Genomic DNA, 15,360 nt, shown 5'->3' on the forward strand with positions numbered 1-15,360 from the left:
AATAAGCTGAGTAATGTTTTAGAGCTGTTCATTGGGCTGCTTTGTGCAAATCCCCAAAAGCTTGTAAAGACCACAAAAGCCAATTAGACCCGTTACAAATGAAATGCTGCCTGCAAGGGTGAGGCCAATTCCCAATGCTGTACCGCCGTGAATTAACAGACCAAAATACAGCAGTACAGATGCTAATAAGAGACGAATGAGCCGATCAATTGAGCCTACATTTGTTTTCATAAGTATCATCTCCGAGATGAGTGGATCAATCGCCAAAACTCTAGTCGTTATTGAAGCTGTGACTTAAGGAGAGGTGGCAATATTTTCGTTATGCTCCTTAATATAGCTTATTGGTTATAGAGTTGTAAAGCAGATTTACGATCGCGGTCGAGTCGCGATCGTCGCAACTGTTGCTATATGGGTATTAAAGAGGTTTTATTATTTAATCGCTATTTAAAAGCGTAACCAGTGTTGCAGATCGGCTTAAGCGCTTATCCAGACTGAATTTGTAGAATAAAACTGCTGCTGACTGCTGTTGTGTAGCACCAACGACTGCCGAAGCAAATTTCAGTCGCTTTTATAAAAAAATTCTATCTTGCTGTTGTTGATCATTGCTATTTGTCAAGACAAAATCTCTAAAAATAATTAAATAGTCATTTAGCTTTAAAAAGCGGTTCTATAATTCACTCAGGACTGACCGCTAACGTTTTCTAGGCTGTTGGCCCGGCGTACGGCGACGTTTTTCTATATTTTTCTAACGGCAAAATTTGTCGGACTCGTCTAGTTGACAGGTCAGTTGATTGAACAGCTTGCTGATTGAGTTGTTTCATTCATCAACTTAATTATCCAAGCTTCAACTCGCAATCGATCGTCGGTTTGTTAAGAGACATCATTTTCTCTTCATCTTATAAACCGTCGGTTTTCTCCTCATTTAAGGAGGCTATATATGGCTATTGCACTCAAAAAACGACCGGCCATTGATTTTGATCTATGGGCTGATTTTTGTCGCTGGATTACCAGTACTGACAATCGGTTATACATTGGTTGGTTTGGTGTCCTCATGATTCCAACGTTACTAGTAGCCACAACTGTTTTTGCGTTGGCCTTCATTGCCGCCCCACCTGTAGATATGGAAGGGATTCGGGAGCCAGTGTTTGGGTCGCTGATCAGCGGCAATAATCTAATCACGGCAGCCGTGATTCCCACCTCTGCGGCAATTGGCTTGCACTTTTATCCCATCTGGGCAGCATCCTCAATCGCTGAGTGGCTCTACAATGGCGGCCCCTATCAGCTAATTGTGCTGCACTTTTTGATTGGCATTTTCGCTTACATGGGTCGTCAGTGGGAGTTGAGCTATCGGCTGGGGATGCGTCCCTGGATTGCGATCGCATTTTCGGCCCCGGTGGCAGCGGCCACAGCGGTTCTGTTGGTTTATCCCATTGGTCAAGGTAGCTTTTCAGAAGGTTTACCGCTCGGAATTGCGGGCACGTTCCACTTCATGTTTGCTTTCCAAGCTGCTCACAATATTTTGATGCATCCACTGCACATGATTGGGGTGGCAGGCGTCTTTGGTGGCGCGCTGTTGAGCGCCATGCATGGCTCTTTAGTCACCGCTAGCCTAGTGCGAGAAACCTCTGATTTGGAATCGGCCAATGCGGGTTATCGGTTCGGTCAGCAAGAAGCAACCTATAACCTAATTGCCGGTCATGTCGGCTACTTGGGGCGGTTACTGATTCCCTCACTTGCGTTCCGCAACAGCCGCAGCGTTCACTTCCTGCTCGTCGCGTTGCCAACGATTGGCATCTGGTGCGCTGCTCTAGGTGTCGGCGTGATGGCCTTCAACCTCAATGGCTTTAACTTTAACCACTCTATTTTGGACAGCCAAGGCTCCGTGATTCGCACAAACGCGGATATTCTCAACCGAGCCACCTTGGGCATTCAGGTCATGCATGCGCCCAATGCTCACAATTTTCCGGAAGTATTAGCCAGTGGTGATATTACGCCTATCAGCATGGTCGCACCTGCAATCGCACTTCACAGCTAGTCTTTCAACTTGTATTCCAACTAGTACAGCGTCAAGGTTCATTCTTACTTCATCACGCCATAGGGGAATCGATATCACTGAGTATCGGTATCCCCTTGTTTTCTTTAGCATGTTGTAGTGTGTAAAAACGGTAGGCGATACAGGTATTAGGTATTGGGTCTCCTTTACCACTTGCCATCTCATACCTAGCACCTGCTACCTAGCACCTGCTACCTGCATCTCTTTCCCCTCATCAAAAATTAACTTGAATTTTTCATCACTATATGGTTATATACTTTAAATACGCAATTAATTAGCAATTTTAATGACTCACATAAGCTGCTTTCAGCGTTTCAGGATGGGTGTCTAGGTAGGGCTGATTCTCTAGCAGAATAATAATTCTGTAACTCCCAATTTATGGTTCTTTGCCAAAACGGGTTGAACGAGGAAATAGGACTTACGAGCATTTTCTTTTTTTAGAGAATCAGCCCTAGGGTGTCTAGGGGGTTTGTCTGCACAGCCGGATTAGGCAAGACGTGACTTAAGAACTTATTGATTGAGGTTATAAGAAATGGCAAACGTAGTAGTGATTGGAGCCGGATTAGGAGGCTTGCCGACAGCTTATGAGTTACGGCATTTGCTGCCCGCTGAGCATACCGTTACGTTGATCTCGGAACACCCTAAATTTACTTTTATTCCAGGTTTAGCGCGAGTTGCACTCGATCTTGATCCGCTGGATCATTTTCAGTTAGATTTGCAGCCGCTAGCCGAGCAACATGGCTTAACGCTAATTGATAGTAAAGTCACTGCACTCAACCCACACGAAAAGCGGATCACCGTGCAAACGGGTCAGACGATTGACTATGACTATGCAGTAATTGCGACAGGCCCAAGCCTCGCCGTTGATCAGGTGCCCGGATTAGGCCCACACGGCGGTTACACCCATTCCATCTGTTCTGCCGATCATGCGGTGGAAGCTCGCGACGCTTGGTTAAGGTTTCTAGATGATCCAGGCCCACTGGTAGTTGGTGCCGCCCCTGGAGCGGGATGTTTTGGCCCAGCCTATGAGTTTGTGCTGATGGTGGACTGGATTTTGCGCCGTAAGAAACTGCGAAATAAGGTTTCGCTCACCCTGGTGACGCCAGAGCCGTATGCGGGACATTTAGGTGTTAGTGGCGTAAAAAATGCCCAAAAACTGACGGAAGCGCTGTTGCGTAAGCGGAATGTTGAAATTGTTGAGGATGCAGCAATTACTAAAGTGACTGACACCGCTATCACACTGGATGATGGCCGCAGTATTCCTCAAAAGTACGCCATGATTTTGCCTGCATTCCGAGGCGTGCGGTTTGTTCAAAACGCGCCTGGATTGGGTGATGAAAAAGGCTTTATCCCAATTTTGCCGACTCAGCAACATCCCACGTTTCCAGAAATTTATGCACTGGGGGTCAGCGTGCAGTTAGCGCAACCGGATAAGCCGCGTGTCCCGATCGGGCTACCGAAGAGCGGACAAATGACGGAAGCAATGGGGATGGCCGTCGCACATAACATTGCAGTTGAACTCGGTGCTATTTCGGAACCATTAAAAGTACCCACTCTAGAAGCCATTTGCTTTGCGGAGTTTGGAGACACAGGCATTCTTTATGTCGCTGCTCCAGTTCTGCCAGATCCCGTTACGCATCAGCGGCGCTATGCCTATGCAGTGCAGGGAAAATGGGTTGTTTGGGGCAAAACCATGTTTGAGCAGTACTTTATGACCAAAATGCGAATGGGGGTTGCTGTACCCTGGTTCGAGCGACTGGGGCTGAAGGCTCTATTTGGCGTGGATTTGGTACAGGCGTCATCAACTCATCAAAAAAATGTGAAAGATATGGCCGCGAATGCTTAGCTCTCAATGTTGTGGGTTGTAGGTTGGGTTGAGCAACGCGAAACCCAACAACTAATAAAGTTGTTGATTTTCGTTATAACTCAACCCAATCTACATCACTCCAAAAATGTCTAGTAGGGGCGGGTTTAGCGACTCAATTTAGGCTTTCAATTAGAACCGATATACAAAATCCGCCCTACTGCGAATGACAAAAAGATCTAATTGGGAGTGGTAAGCAGTGCTCATCCTACACAAGTACTTGTATTATCACTATTTAGTTATATATAAATTAATTTGCGTGAAGAACAATGAGACAGCAAAAACATCAAAAAAAATACTGGCCTTATCTAGCATCCGTTGGAGCTGGAGTGGCAGTGATGATCGTTGCGGCGCTTTCTGCCTATGGTGCGGGTGGCACTAATCTTGACGCTAGAACGCAATCGGCCATGATCGACGCCATTAATGATGAATATCATGCCCGTGCTTTTTATAGTGCTGTGATTGACAAGTTTGGCTCGGTACGACCCTTCAGCAACATCGTTCAGGCAGAAAATCGGCATGTGCAGCTTTGGCAGTCACTCTTTGCTCAATACGGAATCCCTGTGCCGGAGGATACCTTTGCAGGCAATGTAGAGATTCCCGACACGCTTCAAGCGGCCTGTCAGATGGGAGTCGAGGCCGAGATTGCAGACTACCAAATGTATGACCGTTTCCTGAGCTTTGTGCAGGAACCTAACCTAAGAGCGGCCTTCACTCAACTCAGCTACGTGTCTCAGAACAATCATCAACCCGCATTCGAACGATGTGCTGGAACAGCTATGCTGACTGGATTATAGCAAGGTCGCTGTAGCAGAGGACAGCAAGGCAGAGGCATAGTAAATTTACAGTGACGATATGCATGATGACTACGCTACCATCGCTCAAAATTGGTCAATATATAGCTCGCTATCCGATCATTCAAGGCGGTATGGGCATTCGAATTTCGGGTGCCAATCTTGCCGCTGCCGTTGCCAATGCGGGAGGCATTGGTGTTATCTCTGCTGTTGGATTGGGGTTTCGGTCTCCTTACTTCGACCCGCAGCAGCCCAAGAACACCTTTTTTGCTGCCAATCGACTAGCGCTCATTGATGAACTAGAACGAGCACGAGAGCTAAGTCCAGACGGCATCATTGGCATTAACTCAATGATGGCGGCCCGCGATCATGAAACGCTGGTGCGGACGGCGGCGGCCCACGGGGCAAACATCATACTCAGCGGCGCAGGGCTACCGTTGAACTTGCCGGAGTACACGCAATCCTATCCAGATGTGGCCCTGGTGCCAATCATTTCCACCCTGCGAGCGGCCAAACTCATCTGTCGTCGCTGGGAATCTCGCTATGGTCGTCTGCCGGATGCATTTGTTGTGGAAACACCCAATGCTGCGGGTGGTCACTTAGGCGCAAAAGCTGAAGATTTAGGTAAACCAGCTCTGGATCTGGATATCGTTATCCCAGAGTTAGTAAATTACCTGCAGCATGATCTAAACGTTGATATACCCGTAATTGCGGCGGGCGGCATTTGGGATCGGCAGGACATCAACCGTATGCTGGCATTGGGGGCTAACGGTGTTCAGATTGGCACTCGATTTATTACGACCCATGAGTGCGATGCCAACATCCGCTACAAAGAATTTCATCTACAGGCCAGTGCTGATGATGTTGTGATTTTGTCTAGTCCGGTGGGGCTGCCGGGACGAGCACTGCGCAATTCGTTTACAGAGCAGGCTGCCCAGAACTTACCCGATCCCTTGGTTAAACGATGCATTGCCAACTGCTTGCAGGTTTGTCGATATCGGGAGGCGAAGGAAGGATTCTGTATTCTTCAGGCGCTTGATCGGGCCGCACGGGGAGATGTGCAACAGGGTTTAGTTTTTGCAGGTAGCTATGCAGGGCGAGCGACGGAGATTGTGCCTGTTGCAGCGCTGATGGCAGAGCTAGTGGCCGATACCTGACCCTACTGGCCAACCTAATCAACTCCAGATTCATCATCTAAATCATTGCCGTAGTCAATCTCTATCAATTATTGCCGTATATAGGAGGCAAAACCATGACCGTTAAGTTTGTCACCCACTCCCTCACCACCCATGACATTACGCTAATGGGGCAGGTCAATGATGTCGCTACTGTTAAAGGCAGCAAGATTTCTCGTGTTGGTGCAGTTGAGGGTCAAGAGCAGCAGAACCCGGCCTCTATTCACCTCAATTTTGAGGTGACCAACAATCCAGACGATATGTTCGTGATCATGCTCAGTTCTACGGATGCTGTGGAGATCGGGCTGCAAATGGTGGCGATGGCGCTCGAAGAGCAACCGAAACCGAATGTGAATGCAATCCGCGATCGCATTTCACAGCTCATCGCAGAACTCGATCGCACCTTACAGGTTTCCCATTAAGCCATAGGGATCGATAGGGACGAATACCATTCGCCCCTACTAAATATTTCCAACATTGATAACTCAAGACAATAACTCAGGAGAATTGTGAACTGTGTGGAAGCTACTGGAGATTTTTCAAAAGAATCTGGTTTGGGCCGTTCCATCGTCGATGGTGGCTGGAATTGTAGTGGGATATCTGACTAATCCGGCTCCGCTAAAAGCTTGGATTGTACCGCTCACCTTTCTGATGGTGTACCCGATGATGATTAACCTACAAGTCCAGAAGGTCTTGTCAGGTAAAGATTACAAGCTACAGCTTGTGACTCAGTTCATCAATTTTGCGGTTGTGCCATTTTTTGCGTACGGCATGGGGCGAGTGTTCTTTAGCGACCGTCCTCTGGTGGCGCTGGGCCTGTTGCTGGCGTCGCTTCTGCCGACAAGCGGCATGACCATTTCTTGGACAGGATTCGCTAAAGGCAACCTAAGTGCTGCTGTTAAAATGACAGTAATTGGCCTCATTCTGGGCTCAATCGCCACGCCATTTTACGCAAAATGGCTGATGGGAACGGTGATTGAAATTCCCTTGGCGAGCACGTTTCGACAAATTGGCATTATCGTTTTCTTACCCATGCTATTGGGAGTTGCCACTCGTCTAATTCTGATTCGGATTGTCGGTGCAGATAAATATAATCGCAATTTGAAGCAAAAGTTTCCGGCATTTTCTACGTTAGGCGTGTTGGGTATTGTGTTTGTGGCGATGGCGCTCAAAGCGAAAGATATTGTGGCTAATCCGCTGGAATTGTTGTCTTTTCTGATCCCGCTTGCAGTTCTTTATATCGGTAATTTTATTTTAAGTACGATTGTGGGTAAGACCTTGTTTAATCGAGGAGATGCGATCGCACTTGTTTACGGCACCGTAATGCGTAATTTATCGATTGCCTTGGCTATTGCCGTCACCGTATTTGGGGGTGAACAGGGATCAGAAATTGCGCTGATTATTGCGATGGCTTATATCATTCAAGTACAGGCCGCTGCCTGGTATGTGAGACTGACCGATAGAATTTTTGGCGCACCTCAACCCAGCGAAGGAGTTGCAGTATGACCCGCATCAAAGCTAATCCCTATACCGAACAGATTGAAATTCCGGCTGGCCACCTCAATATCATGGGCTACGTTGATGAATCGGAAGTGAATGGCCCCGGTTGCCGTGCTGTTGTCTGGGTGCAGGGCTGCTTACGGGAGTGCCCAGGCTGCTTCAATGAGGCGTCCTGGTCGTTTGAACCGAATCAGCTCATCTCAATCGAGGATCTGGTCAACCGAATTATCAGCCATCCCCAGAATGAAGGCGTGACCTTCTCCGGTGGCGAACCCTTCTGGCAAGCGACAGCGCTCGCGGCAGTGGCTCGTCAGGTCAAAGCTGCCGGACTCAACGTCATGTCGTTTACTGGCTTTACGGTTGAGCAACTGCGATCGCAGAATGCACCCGCCGGAGCACAGGATTTACTCGACCAGCTCGATTTGCTCATTGACGGCCCCTATGTCGAATCGCTGGCGATTAACAGCCCTGACTCCCTGGTATCCTCCAGCAACCAGCGGGTGCATGTTTTGAACCCCGCGCTACACGATCGCCTCACCTGGGCCAGCGACCAAATCGAAATCCATGTCCTCAAAGACGGCAGCCGTATTGTCACGGGATATCAGGGGCAGATGAATTTGGCTGAATAGGAAGGGGTGAGTAAAGGTTGTAGAGGGCTGTAAAGGCTGTAGAGGGTTGTAAAGGGCTGTTCGCAATCCAAAATCTAAAATCCAAAATCCAAAATCTAAAATTCACAACGTGTCACACTCCATTCCCCACTGGCCTGTCCAAGATCGCTTTCTGGAGCTGCGTTCTCGCTGGATGACGCTGATTGGGGAGCATTTGCAGGATGATCAGGGGCAAACGCTGGAATATTGGCGGATTGAAAAGGCCGATTCGTTGATTGTGCTACCAATTCAGTGCGATCGCATTGTGTTGCCGCCGCCCAGTTATCGGCCTGGTATGGGTCAAGCGAGTCTGGATTTTCCCGGTGGTCGAGTGCCAGAGGGATCTTCACGGGAGCAACGGGAGCAAACTGCGATCGCAATTCTCAAGCGAGAGTTGGCCGTTGATGCGGCGGAAATTATTCAGCTCAGGCCGTTCAATACGGAGGGATGGCCCGTCAATAGTTCGTTTTCAAATCAAAAACTGTATGGCTATGTTGCGAATCTAGCTAGCACTGCCAACGTATTATCTGGCAAGGATTTCAAAGCCTATCCGGTTAATGCAACAGGTATTCAGCAGTTAAGGCAAGCTCTGATTTGTCTGCAATGTCGAGCCGTTTTATTGGAATGGTGGTGCTCCCAGCAAGTTTGCTTTGAATAGCTAATTGCTTGCACTAAAATCGAAGAGGCAATTTTGCCGGACGCGGCAAAATTGCCTCTTTAGTTGTTTATACAAAATCCGGTTGAAAATCCAATGATTTATTTTCTTGTGAAAGCCGGGCTCAGTCGGCCTTTCACAAAAAGTAAATCGGTTTTTTGTACAGGGATTTGATATTAATCTACAATGCGCCAGATTCGTCTAGATGTCAAAATGAGGCTGGTTGATATATTCCCAGGTATTAGCGCCTACAATGCCGTCTACGGTTAAACCGCTGATGGTTTGGAAACGCTTAACCTGCAATTCAGTACTCGTACCAAATGTACCATCAATCACCAGTTCAGGCCCAAAATAACCATTCAGTCGTACCTGAAGATACTTGACTTCTCGACCTCTACTATTGAGGCGCAAAACAGAATGTAGTGAGGTAGCAAGCGGTATAATCTCATCAATAAAGATCCAGGTTTTCACCCCAACGATTCCATCAATAACTAGATTGCAGTCGTTCTGAAAGCGCTTGACAAGTGTTTCCGTCTCATCCCCAAAAACGCCATCGGCATTGAAGTGTAACTGATAGAAGTTACTAAGCTGCTGTTGCAGAAACTCAACTATTTCGCCTGTGCTACCTCGACTCAGAATTGTGCGAGTAACCATTCCACCGGAATTAGACGTCAACATAATAGAGATCACCTTGTTGAACGGGAGTAAAGGGAAAACATCTTTCACTCTTCAGGCAGTTGATCAGTAATCCGGATAAGTTACATTTTGAGACAAAATCTAATTTTGCTAAAGTTAAGCGAGCTAAAACCACACGAAACAATGCGATCGCATTTACAGCGTTTCTTTACAGCGTTTTAATAAATTCCAACACCTCATCACACCAGTCGATCCAGGCCATTTCGTAGCGGATTCCGCGTCGTAAGGTCATATAACGGAATTGTTCAGGCAACGAGGGATTCGTTTCTGCCTTGAATAGAGCATCTTTTTCTTTATAAAATGCAAGCTGATCGAGGTGCATTTGGCGACGATACTGCAATTCTTTAACCAGTAAATCGCGTGGCATAAAGGCTCCGGACAGTACTTTGACCAGCAAATCCTCGCGAATGGGAGTGGGTTCAGTGGGTTCTGCAAACCAACTGGCCAGCTCCTGTTTGCCTGTGTCGGTGACGTAATAAATTTTCTTATCCGGTTTGCCTTCCTGGGGAATTTTTTCGGATTCGACCCAGCCTTTGTCTTCCATCTTGCTGAGTTCGCGATAGATCTGCTGCTGGCTGGCTTGCCAGAAACAGCCCACGCCCTCGTCAAAGCGCTTACTGATGTCGTAACCGCTGCAAGGTTCATTGACCAGAACTACTAAAATCGTGTGCGCTAACGCCATTTTGACCTGCAGGAAAACGTATTTGAGTTGACATACTCAATAAGTTGAGTATAAGCTGTGGACGTAATATACAACAAGTTGAATACAAAACTTTTGTATATCAAAATACATGTATATCAAACAATTGAATAGCAACTTGTTGAATACTCCCTCAAGGACACGGCTATGACCTCTGAGACACCCGCTTCGGTCTTCACGCGCTTCCTTTGCCATGCTTCTGCATCTCCCAACTCGAATTCTGATGTTGAGCGTCAGGATGGTACGTCAGATTTGGTTGATGATGAATTGTTAATGGAGAATGTGGCTCAATCTCCAGCTCAGTCAGCGGTTTTATCAAGCAGTTCGCAGCGCAAAAATCGGCGGCGCTTGTTGTGGTTGTTGCCGCTAGTGGTTGGGGTTCTGGGTGCAGGTGCGATCGCACAATCGCGCTCAACGAGTCAAACACCAGTTGCCGTTGAACAGTCCCAGGCATTACCTGTGGAAACAATGACGGCTGAACCCGTTAACAGCTATACGGTGCAGCGAACTTACACCGGGGAGATTACCGCTCGACGTACCAGTGACTTGGGGTTTGAGCTAGCGGGTACCGTCACGCAGCTTTACGTGGAAGAAGGGGAACGGGTGGCAGCGGGTCAGGTTTTGGCGGAGTTGGATATGCGATCGCTGGATACAGAACGACCGCAGCTAGTGGCGCAGCGGGATCAGATGCTGGCGCAGCTTCGGGAACTCCAGGCAGGGCCACGAACGGAGGAGATTGCAGCAGCGCGGGCAGCAGTGGCCGACTTGGAGCAGCAGGTTCAACTAGCGCAGCTTCAGGAATCGCGGCGAGAATATCTCCATGCTGAAGGGGCGATTTCGCGGGAAGAATTGGATCAGCAAAGCTTTAATCGAGGCTCGCTAGAGAATCGACTGCGGCAGGCTCAAAGCCAGTTAGATGAACTGTTGGCAGGAACGCGCTCGGAGCAGCTTACTGCTCAGTCCGCTCGGGTACGGCAACTAGATGCCAGCATTCAAGCCATTGATGTGCAGCGCTCCAAGAGTACGTTGACCGCTCCGTTTAACGGCGTTGTCAGTCAGCGTTTAATTGATGAAGGCGTGGTTGCGAGTCCCGGACAGCCCGTGCTGAAGCTGGTTGAAGGCGATTATTTAGAAGCTCGGATTGGTGTACCGACAGATGAAGCAAGTGCGATCGCAGTTGGCAGTTCCCAAACGCTACAGGTAAACGGACAGGCAGTACCCGCGACTGTAACAGCGCTGTTGCCGGAGCTTGATCCGACCAGCCGCACGGTGACGGTTGTGCTACAGCTAGAGCCTTCAAATGCCTTCACTATCGGTCAAACCGCTCAGTTGTTGCTCGAAACGTCGCAGTCAGCAGAAGGATTTTGGGTACCCAATACAGCTTTAGTTCAGGGAGATCGCGGTCTGTGGTCAGTGTATGTACTCGATGACCTGGCAGAGCACGAAAATCCCGTCGTCGCAATGCGGACAGTGGAAGTGCTGCATACCGATACAAACCGCGATCGCGTTTTAGTACGGGGTACGCTACAGGACAATGATCAGATTATTACCAGCGGCACCCATCGCATTGTTCCAGGTCAAGCCGTGCAAGCCTTACCGTAACTTGTACGCGACGACGAATTCGTGGTATCAGGCGAAGCCGTAACGCACTGTAATAACCGTAAAACTGAATCTCAAAAATCAAGACCAAATTGATTTGGGTCGTACTAAAACGTATTTCACTAGGGCGTCTGCCATACGCCCCTACAATCCTGGATTAGGCGCGGGATACGCCTTACACCTATGAATCTTTTCTATCGTAACCGCCAACTGCTGCTGTTAACCCTCACACTAATCGTGGTTTGGGGACTGTCGGCCTTTCTAACCTTGCCCCGCATGGAAGATCCGCAAATTGTGGAGCGCTATGCCACCGTCACCACATTTTTGCCGGGAGCGAGTCCCGAACGGGTGGAAACGCTAGTAACCGAGAAAATTGAAGAGAAGCTGTTTGAACTAGATGAAGTTGAGCTGGTTGAATCAACGTCTAGCGCTGGGATTTCAGTGATTTCAGTGGAACTGAAGGAAGCGATTCGAGAGGTTGATCCGGTTTGGTCAAAGGTGCGCAGTAAGCTCGATGATGTTGTACCGGAGCTGCCGCCAGAAGCCACTGAGCCAGAGTATCGTGACAGCGCTGTGGCAGCAAGTGCCATGATTGTGGGGCTAACCTGGGAGCTAGATACCCCCGTCAACTATACGATTTTGAATCGTTTAGCGGAAGATATTGAAGATCAGCTACGGGCAATTCCCGGTACGGATAAAGTCGAGCTGTTTGGGCAACCGGACGAAGAGATTCAGGTACAGATTATGCCGTCTGAATTGTCCCGATTTGGCCTGACTGCACAGCAGCTAGCTCAGCAGGTGCAGGCCAGTGATGCCAAGGTTTCTGCCGGACAGCTCCGCAACTCGGATCAGGAACTGCTGCTTGAGGTCGATACCGAGTTGGACTCGCTGGAGCGCATCCGCCAGATCCCGATTCGCACAGGTACTAACGGGCAAACCGCTCAGCTTGGCGATATCGCGACCGTAACTAAGGCGCAGCAAGATCCAGCTTCTGATTTAGCGTTTGTCAGCGGCTATCCGGCAGTGGTGGTGTCAGCGACCGTGGAGTCCGGTCAGCGGGTTGACCAGTGGGCTGAGCAGGCGAGACAGGTACTGGATGAGATTAACCAAACTCTCTCTGACGGCATTGGCTTACAGACCGTTTTAGATCAAAGTCAGTATGTGCAGCAGCGGCTAAATGGCGTAGTCAGCAATTTGATTCTAGGTTCTGCTTTAGTGATTGCAGTATCGCTGCTGATGTTGGGCTGGAAGTCAGCGCTAATCGTAGGTACGGCATTGCCGCTGACAACGCTGATGGTGTTTGGCAGCATGAATGTGATTGGCATTCCGCTACACCAAATGTCAGTCACCGGAATCATTATTGCGCTGGGGCTGCTGATTGATAATGCAATCGTCACGGTAGACGAGGTACAGGTGCGTCTGCGAGCAGGTTTATCGCCAGGAGAGGCTGTGAGTTTAACTGTGCGCCACTTAGCTGTGCCGCTAGCGGCTTCAACGCTGACCACTGTTTTTGCCTTTGTACCGATTGCATCTTCACCGGGAGGGGTGGGTGAATTCATTGGCACCATCGGTCTGACCGTAATTCTGGCGCTGCTTAGCTCCTTTTTCCTGTCACTGACCGTGATTGCAGCACTGGTCGGTCGGCTGCACTATTGGCAACCGTTTACAACTCGCTGGCGCTGGCTGAACGACGGATTCTCCAGCGCATCGTTGACCGCACTGTACCGCTCTACTCTACAGTTAATCTTCCGCCGACCTTGGCTGGGCGTCGGTTTAGCGTTGGTGCTACCCGTGATGGGCTTTATCCAGTTTGGTACCCTTGAGCAACAGTTCTTTCCACCAACGAACCGCGATCAGTTTCAAATTGAGTTTGTCTTACCGACTCAAACCGCGATCGCAACCACTCAAGAACAAATTCTCCAGGCTCGCGACCAGATTCGTCAGCATCCAGAAGTCGCGGACGTACACTGGTTCCTCGGTAAAAGCGCACCAGCCTTTTTCTACAACGTGATTGGAGAGCGCGAAAATGCGCCCAACTATGCCCAGGCTCTTGTGCAGTTGAATTCCACGGAGCACCTGCGGCAAACGATTCAAGAGCTACAGCAGGAGCTAGATCAGTCATTTCCGGATGCTCAGGTACTTGTCAAGCAGCTTGAGCAAGGGCCACCGTTTGATGCGCCAATTGAGCTGTTGGTATACGGTTCAAATCTGGATCAGCTGCGTCAGATTGGCAATCAGCTACGGATGGAGCTAGCCCAGGTGCCAGATGTGATTCACACTCAGGCAGACTTAACGGAAGCGCTGCCTAAGCTCAGCCTCAGCTTAGACGAAGTACAGGCACAGCAGCTGGGCTTAGATAATGCTGCGATCGCACAGCAGCTTAATTTTGCCCTAGAAGGCGCAGTGGGTGGCTCAATTCTAGACGGGACAGAAGACATTCCGGTGCGGGTGCGGCTGAATGATGCACAGCGCAGTAATTTAGCGAATGTAGCGTCACTGGACTTAGTTACCCCTCAGTCTAGCAGCGTGCCGCTGGCAGCTTTAGCAGAAGTTGATTTGGTGCCGGATCTAGCAACCATTTCCCGCCGTGATGGTCAGCGGATTAACACGGTGCAGGGCTTTATCACAGCCGGAGCGTTGCCGGATACCGTGCTAGACCGTTTTCAGCAGCAGTTGGAGCAGCACAATTTTTCCTTACCGACTGGCTATCGAATTGAGTATGGTGGCGAGGCTGATGCGCGGGGCAATGCAATTGGTAACTTGCTTTCTACCGTCGGCATTCTTCTAGTGCTGATGACGGCGACGCTGGTGCTGTCGTTCAACTCGTTTAGCTTAGCAGCGCTAATTGGTTCCGTTGCGATCGCAGCCGTCGGTTTAGCCGCACTGGCGCTTAAGGTTTTCGGCTCACTGTTTGGCTTTACCGCAATTCTCGGTACCTTGGGCTTAATTGGCTTGGCGATCAACGACTCAATCGTCGTACTGGCTGCCCTTCAAGAAGATCCCTTGGCGCGGCAGGGCAACCGTTACGCCACCGAACAAGTGGTGATGAAATCAACTCGTCATGTTTTGGCAACAACCTTTACGACCATTATTGGCTTTGTGCCGCTGCTGATGGATTCGACGGGGTTTTGGCCGCCACTGGCAATTGCGATCGCAGGTGGTTTGGGTGGTGCAACCTTGCTGGCGCTGTACTATATTCCCTCTGTTCATCTCCTGCTTCAGCGCCGCAGAATGAGTCGGCAAATTAAAGACAGCTCTGATCAGCGTATGCTACGTCAGCCGGATGTCATAGAAGCTAAAGGATAGCAATCTAAACGGCGGCACTGTAACCGAGATGTTTGATGAATTAACTCTACAAATATCTGTGGAGACCAGAGATTTCTGAAGAGAATTAGAATTATCGCCGATAAATAACCCCTATCTGTCATTGGGATGATGATCCAGGCAGATAGGGGTTATTAATGTAAGCAGTAGCAACAAAAGCTAAAACGTAGCTAAATTAGTGATGAATTCAGGTATTTTTGCGATGACGTCAAACTGAATAAAACATAGAAAAGCCAGAGTAGAGTTGCTTATTTGATTTCGAGAAACTGCAAGCCTCCAAAGCTTGCGTTTTTACATATCAAATCAAGTCAGTTAGCCCAAAAAACTGATGCATTAGTCTGCCTTAAGATTGA

General features: G+C 49.0%; 13 protein-coding genes. 10 read left to right on the forward strand and 3 right to left on the reverse strand.

What is annotated here, in order from left to right; all coding sequences use genetic code 11:
- Window positions 1-18 precede the first annotated feature (18 nt).
- Complete coding sequence (locus AC286M_RS04320) at window positions 19-231, reverse strand: YgaP family membrane protein (protein WP_488203213.1); 213 nt, start codon at window positions 229-231, stop codon at window positions 19-21.
- A 706-nt stretch (window positions 232-937) separates the two neighbouring features.
- On the opposite strand from AC286M_RS04320, the gene psbA reads away from it, so the two are divergent.
- The 8 genes from psbA to AC286M_RS04360 all read left to right on the forward strand — a co-directional run bounded on the left by psbA (window position 938) and on the right by AC286M_RS04360 (window position 8,691).
- A complete protein-coding gene (gene psbA, locus AC286M_RS04325) occupies window positions 938-2,035 on the forward strand; it encodes a photosystem II reaction center subunit D1 (protein ID WP_488203214.1) in 1,098 nt (365 codons plus the stop codon).
- 550 nt (window positions 2,036-2,585) lie between these two features.
- Window positions 2,586-3,899 (forward strand): NAD(P)/FAD-dependent oxidoreductase, encoded by a 1,314-nt coding sequence (locus AC286M_RS04330; RefSeq protein ID WP_488203215.1) that lies wholly within the window; start codon window positions 2,586-2,588, stop codon window positions 3,897-3,899.
- A 356-nt stretch (window positions 3,900-4,255) separates the two neighbouring features.
- Window positions 4,256-4,714 carry a ferritin-like domain-containing protein gene (locus AC286M_RS04335; protein WP_488203606.1) on the forward strand — a complete coding sequence of 153 codons (459 nt, stop codon included), beginning with the start codon at window positions 4,256-4,258 and terminating at the stop codon, window positions 4,712-4,714.
- 62 nt (window positions 4,715-4,776) lie between these two features.
- Complete coding sequence (locus AC286M_RS04340; RefSeq protein WP_488203216.1) at window positions 4,777-5,868, forward strand: NAD(P)H-dependent flavin oxidoreductase; 1,092 nt, start codon at window positions 4,777-4,779, stop codon at window positions 5,866-5,868.
- Window positions 5,869-5,963: 95 nt separating this feature from the next.
- Window positions 5,964-6,308, forward strand: a complete 345-nt coding sequence (locus tag AC286M_RS04345; protein WP_488203217.1) for a hypothetical protein — start codon at window positions 5,964-5,966, stop codon at window positions 6,306-6,308.
- A gap of 94 nt (window positions 6,309-6,402) precedes the next feature.
- Window positions 6,403-7,392 (forward strand): arsenic resistance protein, encoded by a 990-nt coding sequence (locus tag AC286M_RS04350; RefSeq protein ID WP_488203218.1) that lies wholly within the window; start codon window positions 6,403-6,405, stop codon window positions 7,390-7,392.
- On the forward strand, window positions 7,389-8,015 hold the full coding sequence (locus AC286M_RS04355; protein ID WP_488203219.1) for a 4Fe-4S single cluster domain-containing protein: 627 nt from the start codon (window positions 7,389-7,391) through the stop codon (window positions 8,013-8,015). The genes AC286M_RS04350 and AC286M_RS04355 overlap by 4 nt, the downstream gene beginning before the upstream one ends.
- 109 nt (window positions 8,016-8,124) lie before the next feature.
- Entirely contained in the window at window positions 8,125-8,691 is a 567-nt protein-coding gene (locus AC286M_RS04360; protein ID WP_488203220.1) for an NUDIX hydrolase, read from the forward strand.
- 198 nt (window positions 8,692-8,889) lie between these two features.
- Here AC286M_RS04360 and AC286M_RS04365 read toward each other — a convergent pair whose 3' ends face one another.
- Entirely contained in the window at window positions 8,890-9,366 is a 477-nt protein-coding gene (locus tag AC286M_RS04365; protein WP_488203221.1) for a peptidoglycan-binding domain-containing protein, read from the reverse strand.
- A gap of 166 nt (window positions 9,367-9,532) precedes the next feature.
- Window positions 9,533-10,066, reverse strand: coding sequence for a PadR family transcriptional regulator (locus AC286M_RS04370; RefSeq protein WP_488203222.1), 534 nt, complete (start codon window positions 10,064-10,066; stop codon window positions 9,533-9,535).
- Window positions 10,067-10,231: 165 nt separating this feature from the next.
- Between AC286M_RS04370 and AC286M_RS04375 the strand changes: the two genes are divergently transcribed.
- Both AC286M_RS04375 and AC286M_RS04380 read left to right on the forward strand, forming a co-directional pair.
- Window positions 10,232-11,686, forward strand: a complete 1,455-nt coding sequence (locus tag AC286M_RS04375) for an efflux RND transporter periplasmic adaptor subunit (RefSeq protein ID WP_488203223.1) — start codon at window positions 10,232-10,234, stop codon at window positions 11,684-11,686.
- 180 nt (window positions 11,687-11,866) lie between these two features.
- Window positions 11,867-14,989 carry an efflux RND transporter permease subunit gene (locus AC286M_RS04380; RefSeq protein WP_488203224.1) on the forward strand — a complete coding sequence of 1,041 codons (3,123 nt, stop codon included), beginning with the start codon at window positions 11,867-11,869 and terminating at the stop codon, window positions 14,987-14,989.
- The last annotated feature ends 371 nt before the right edge of the window (window positions 14,990-15,360 follow it).

It is taken from the genome of Thainema salinarum CENA647, assembly GCF_057732415.1.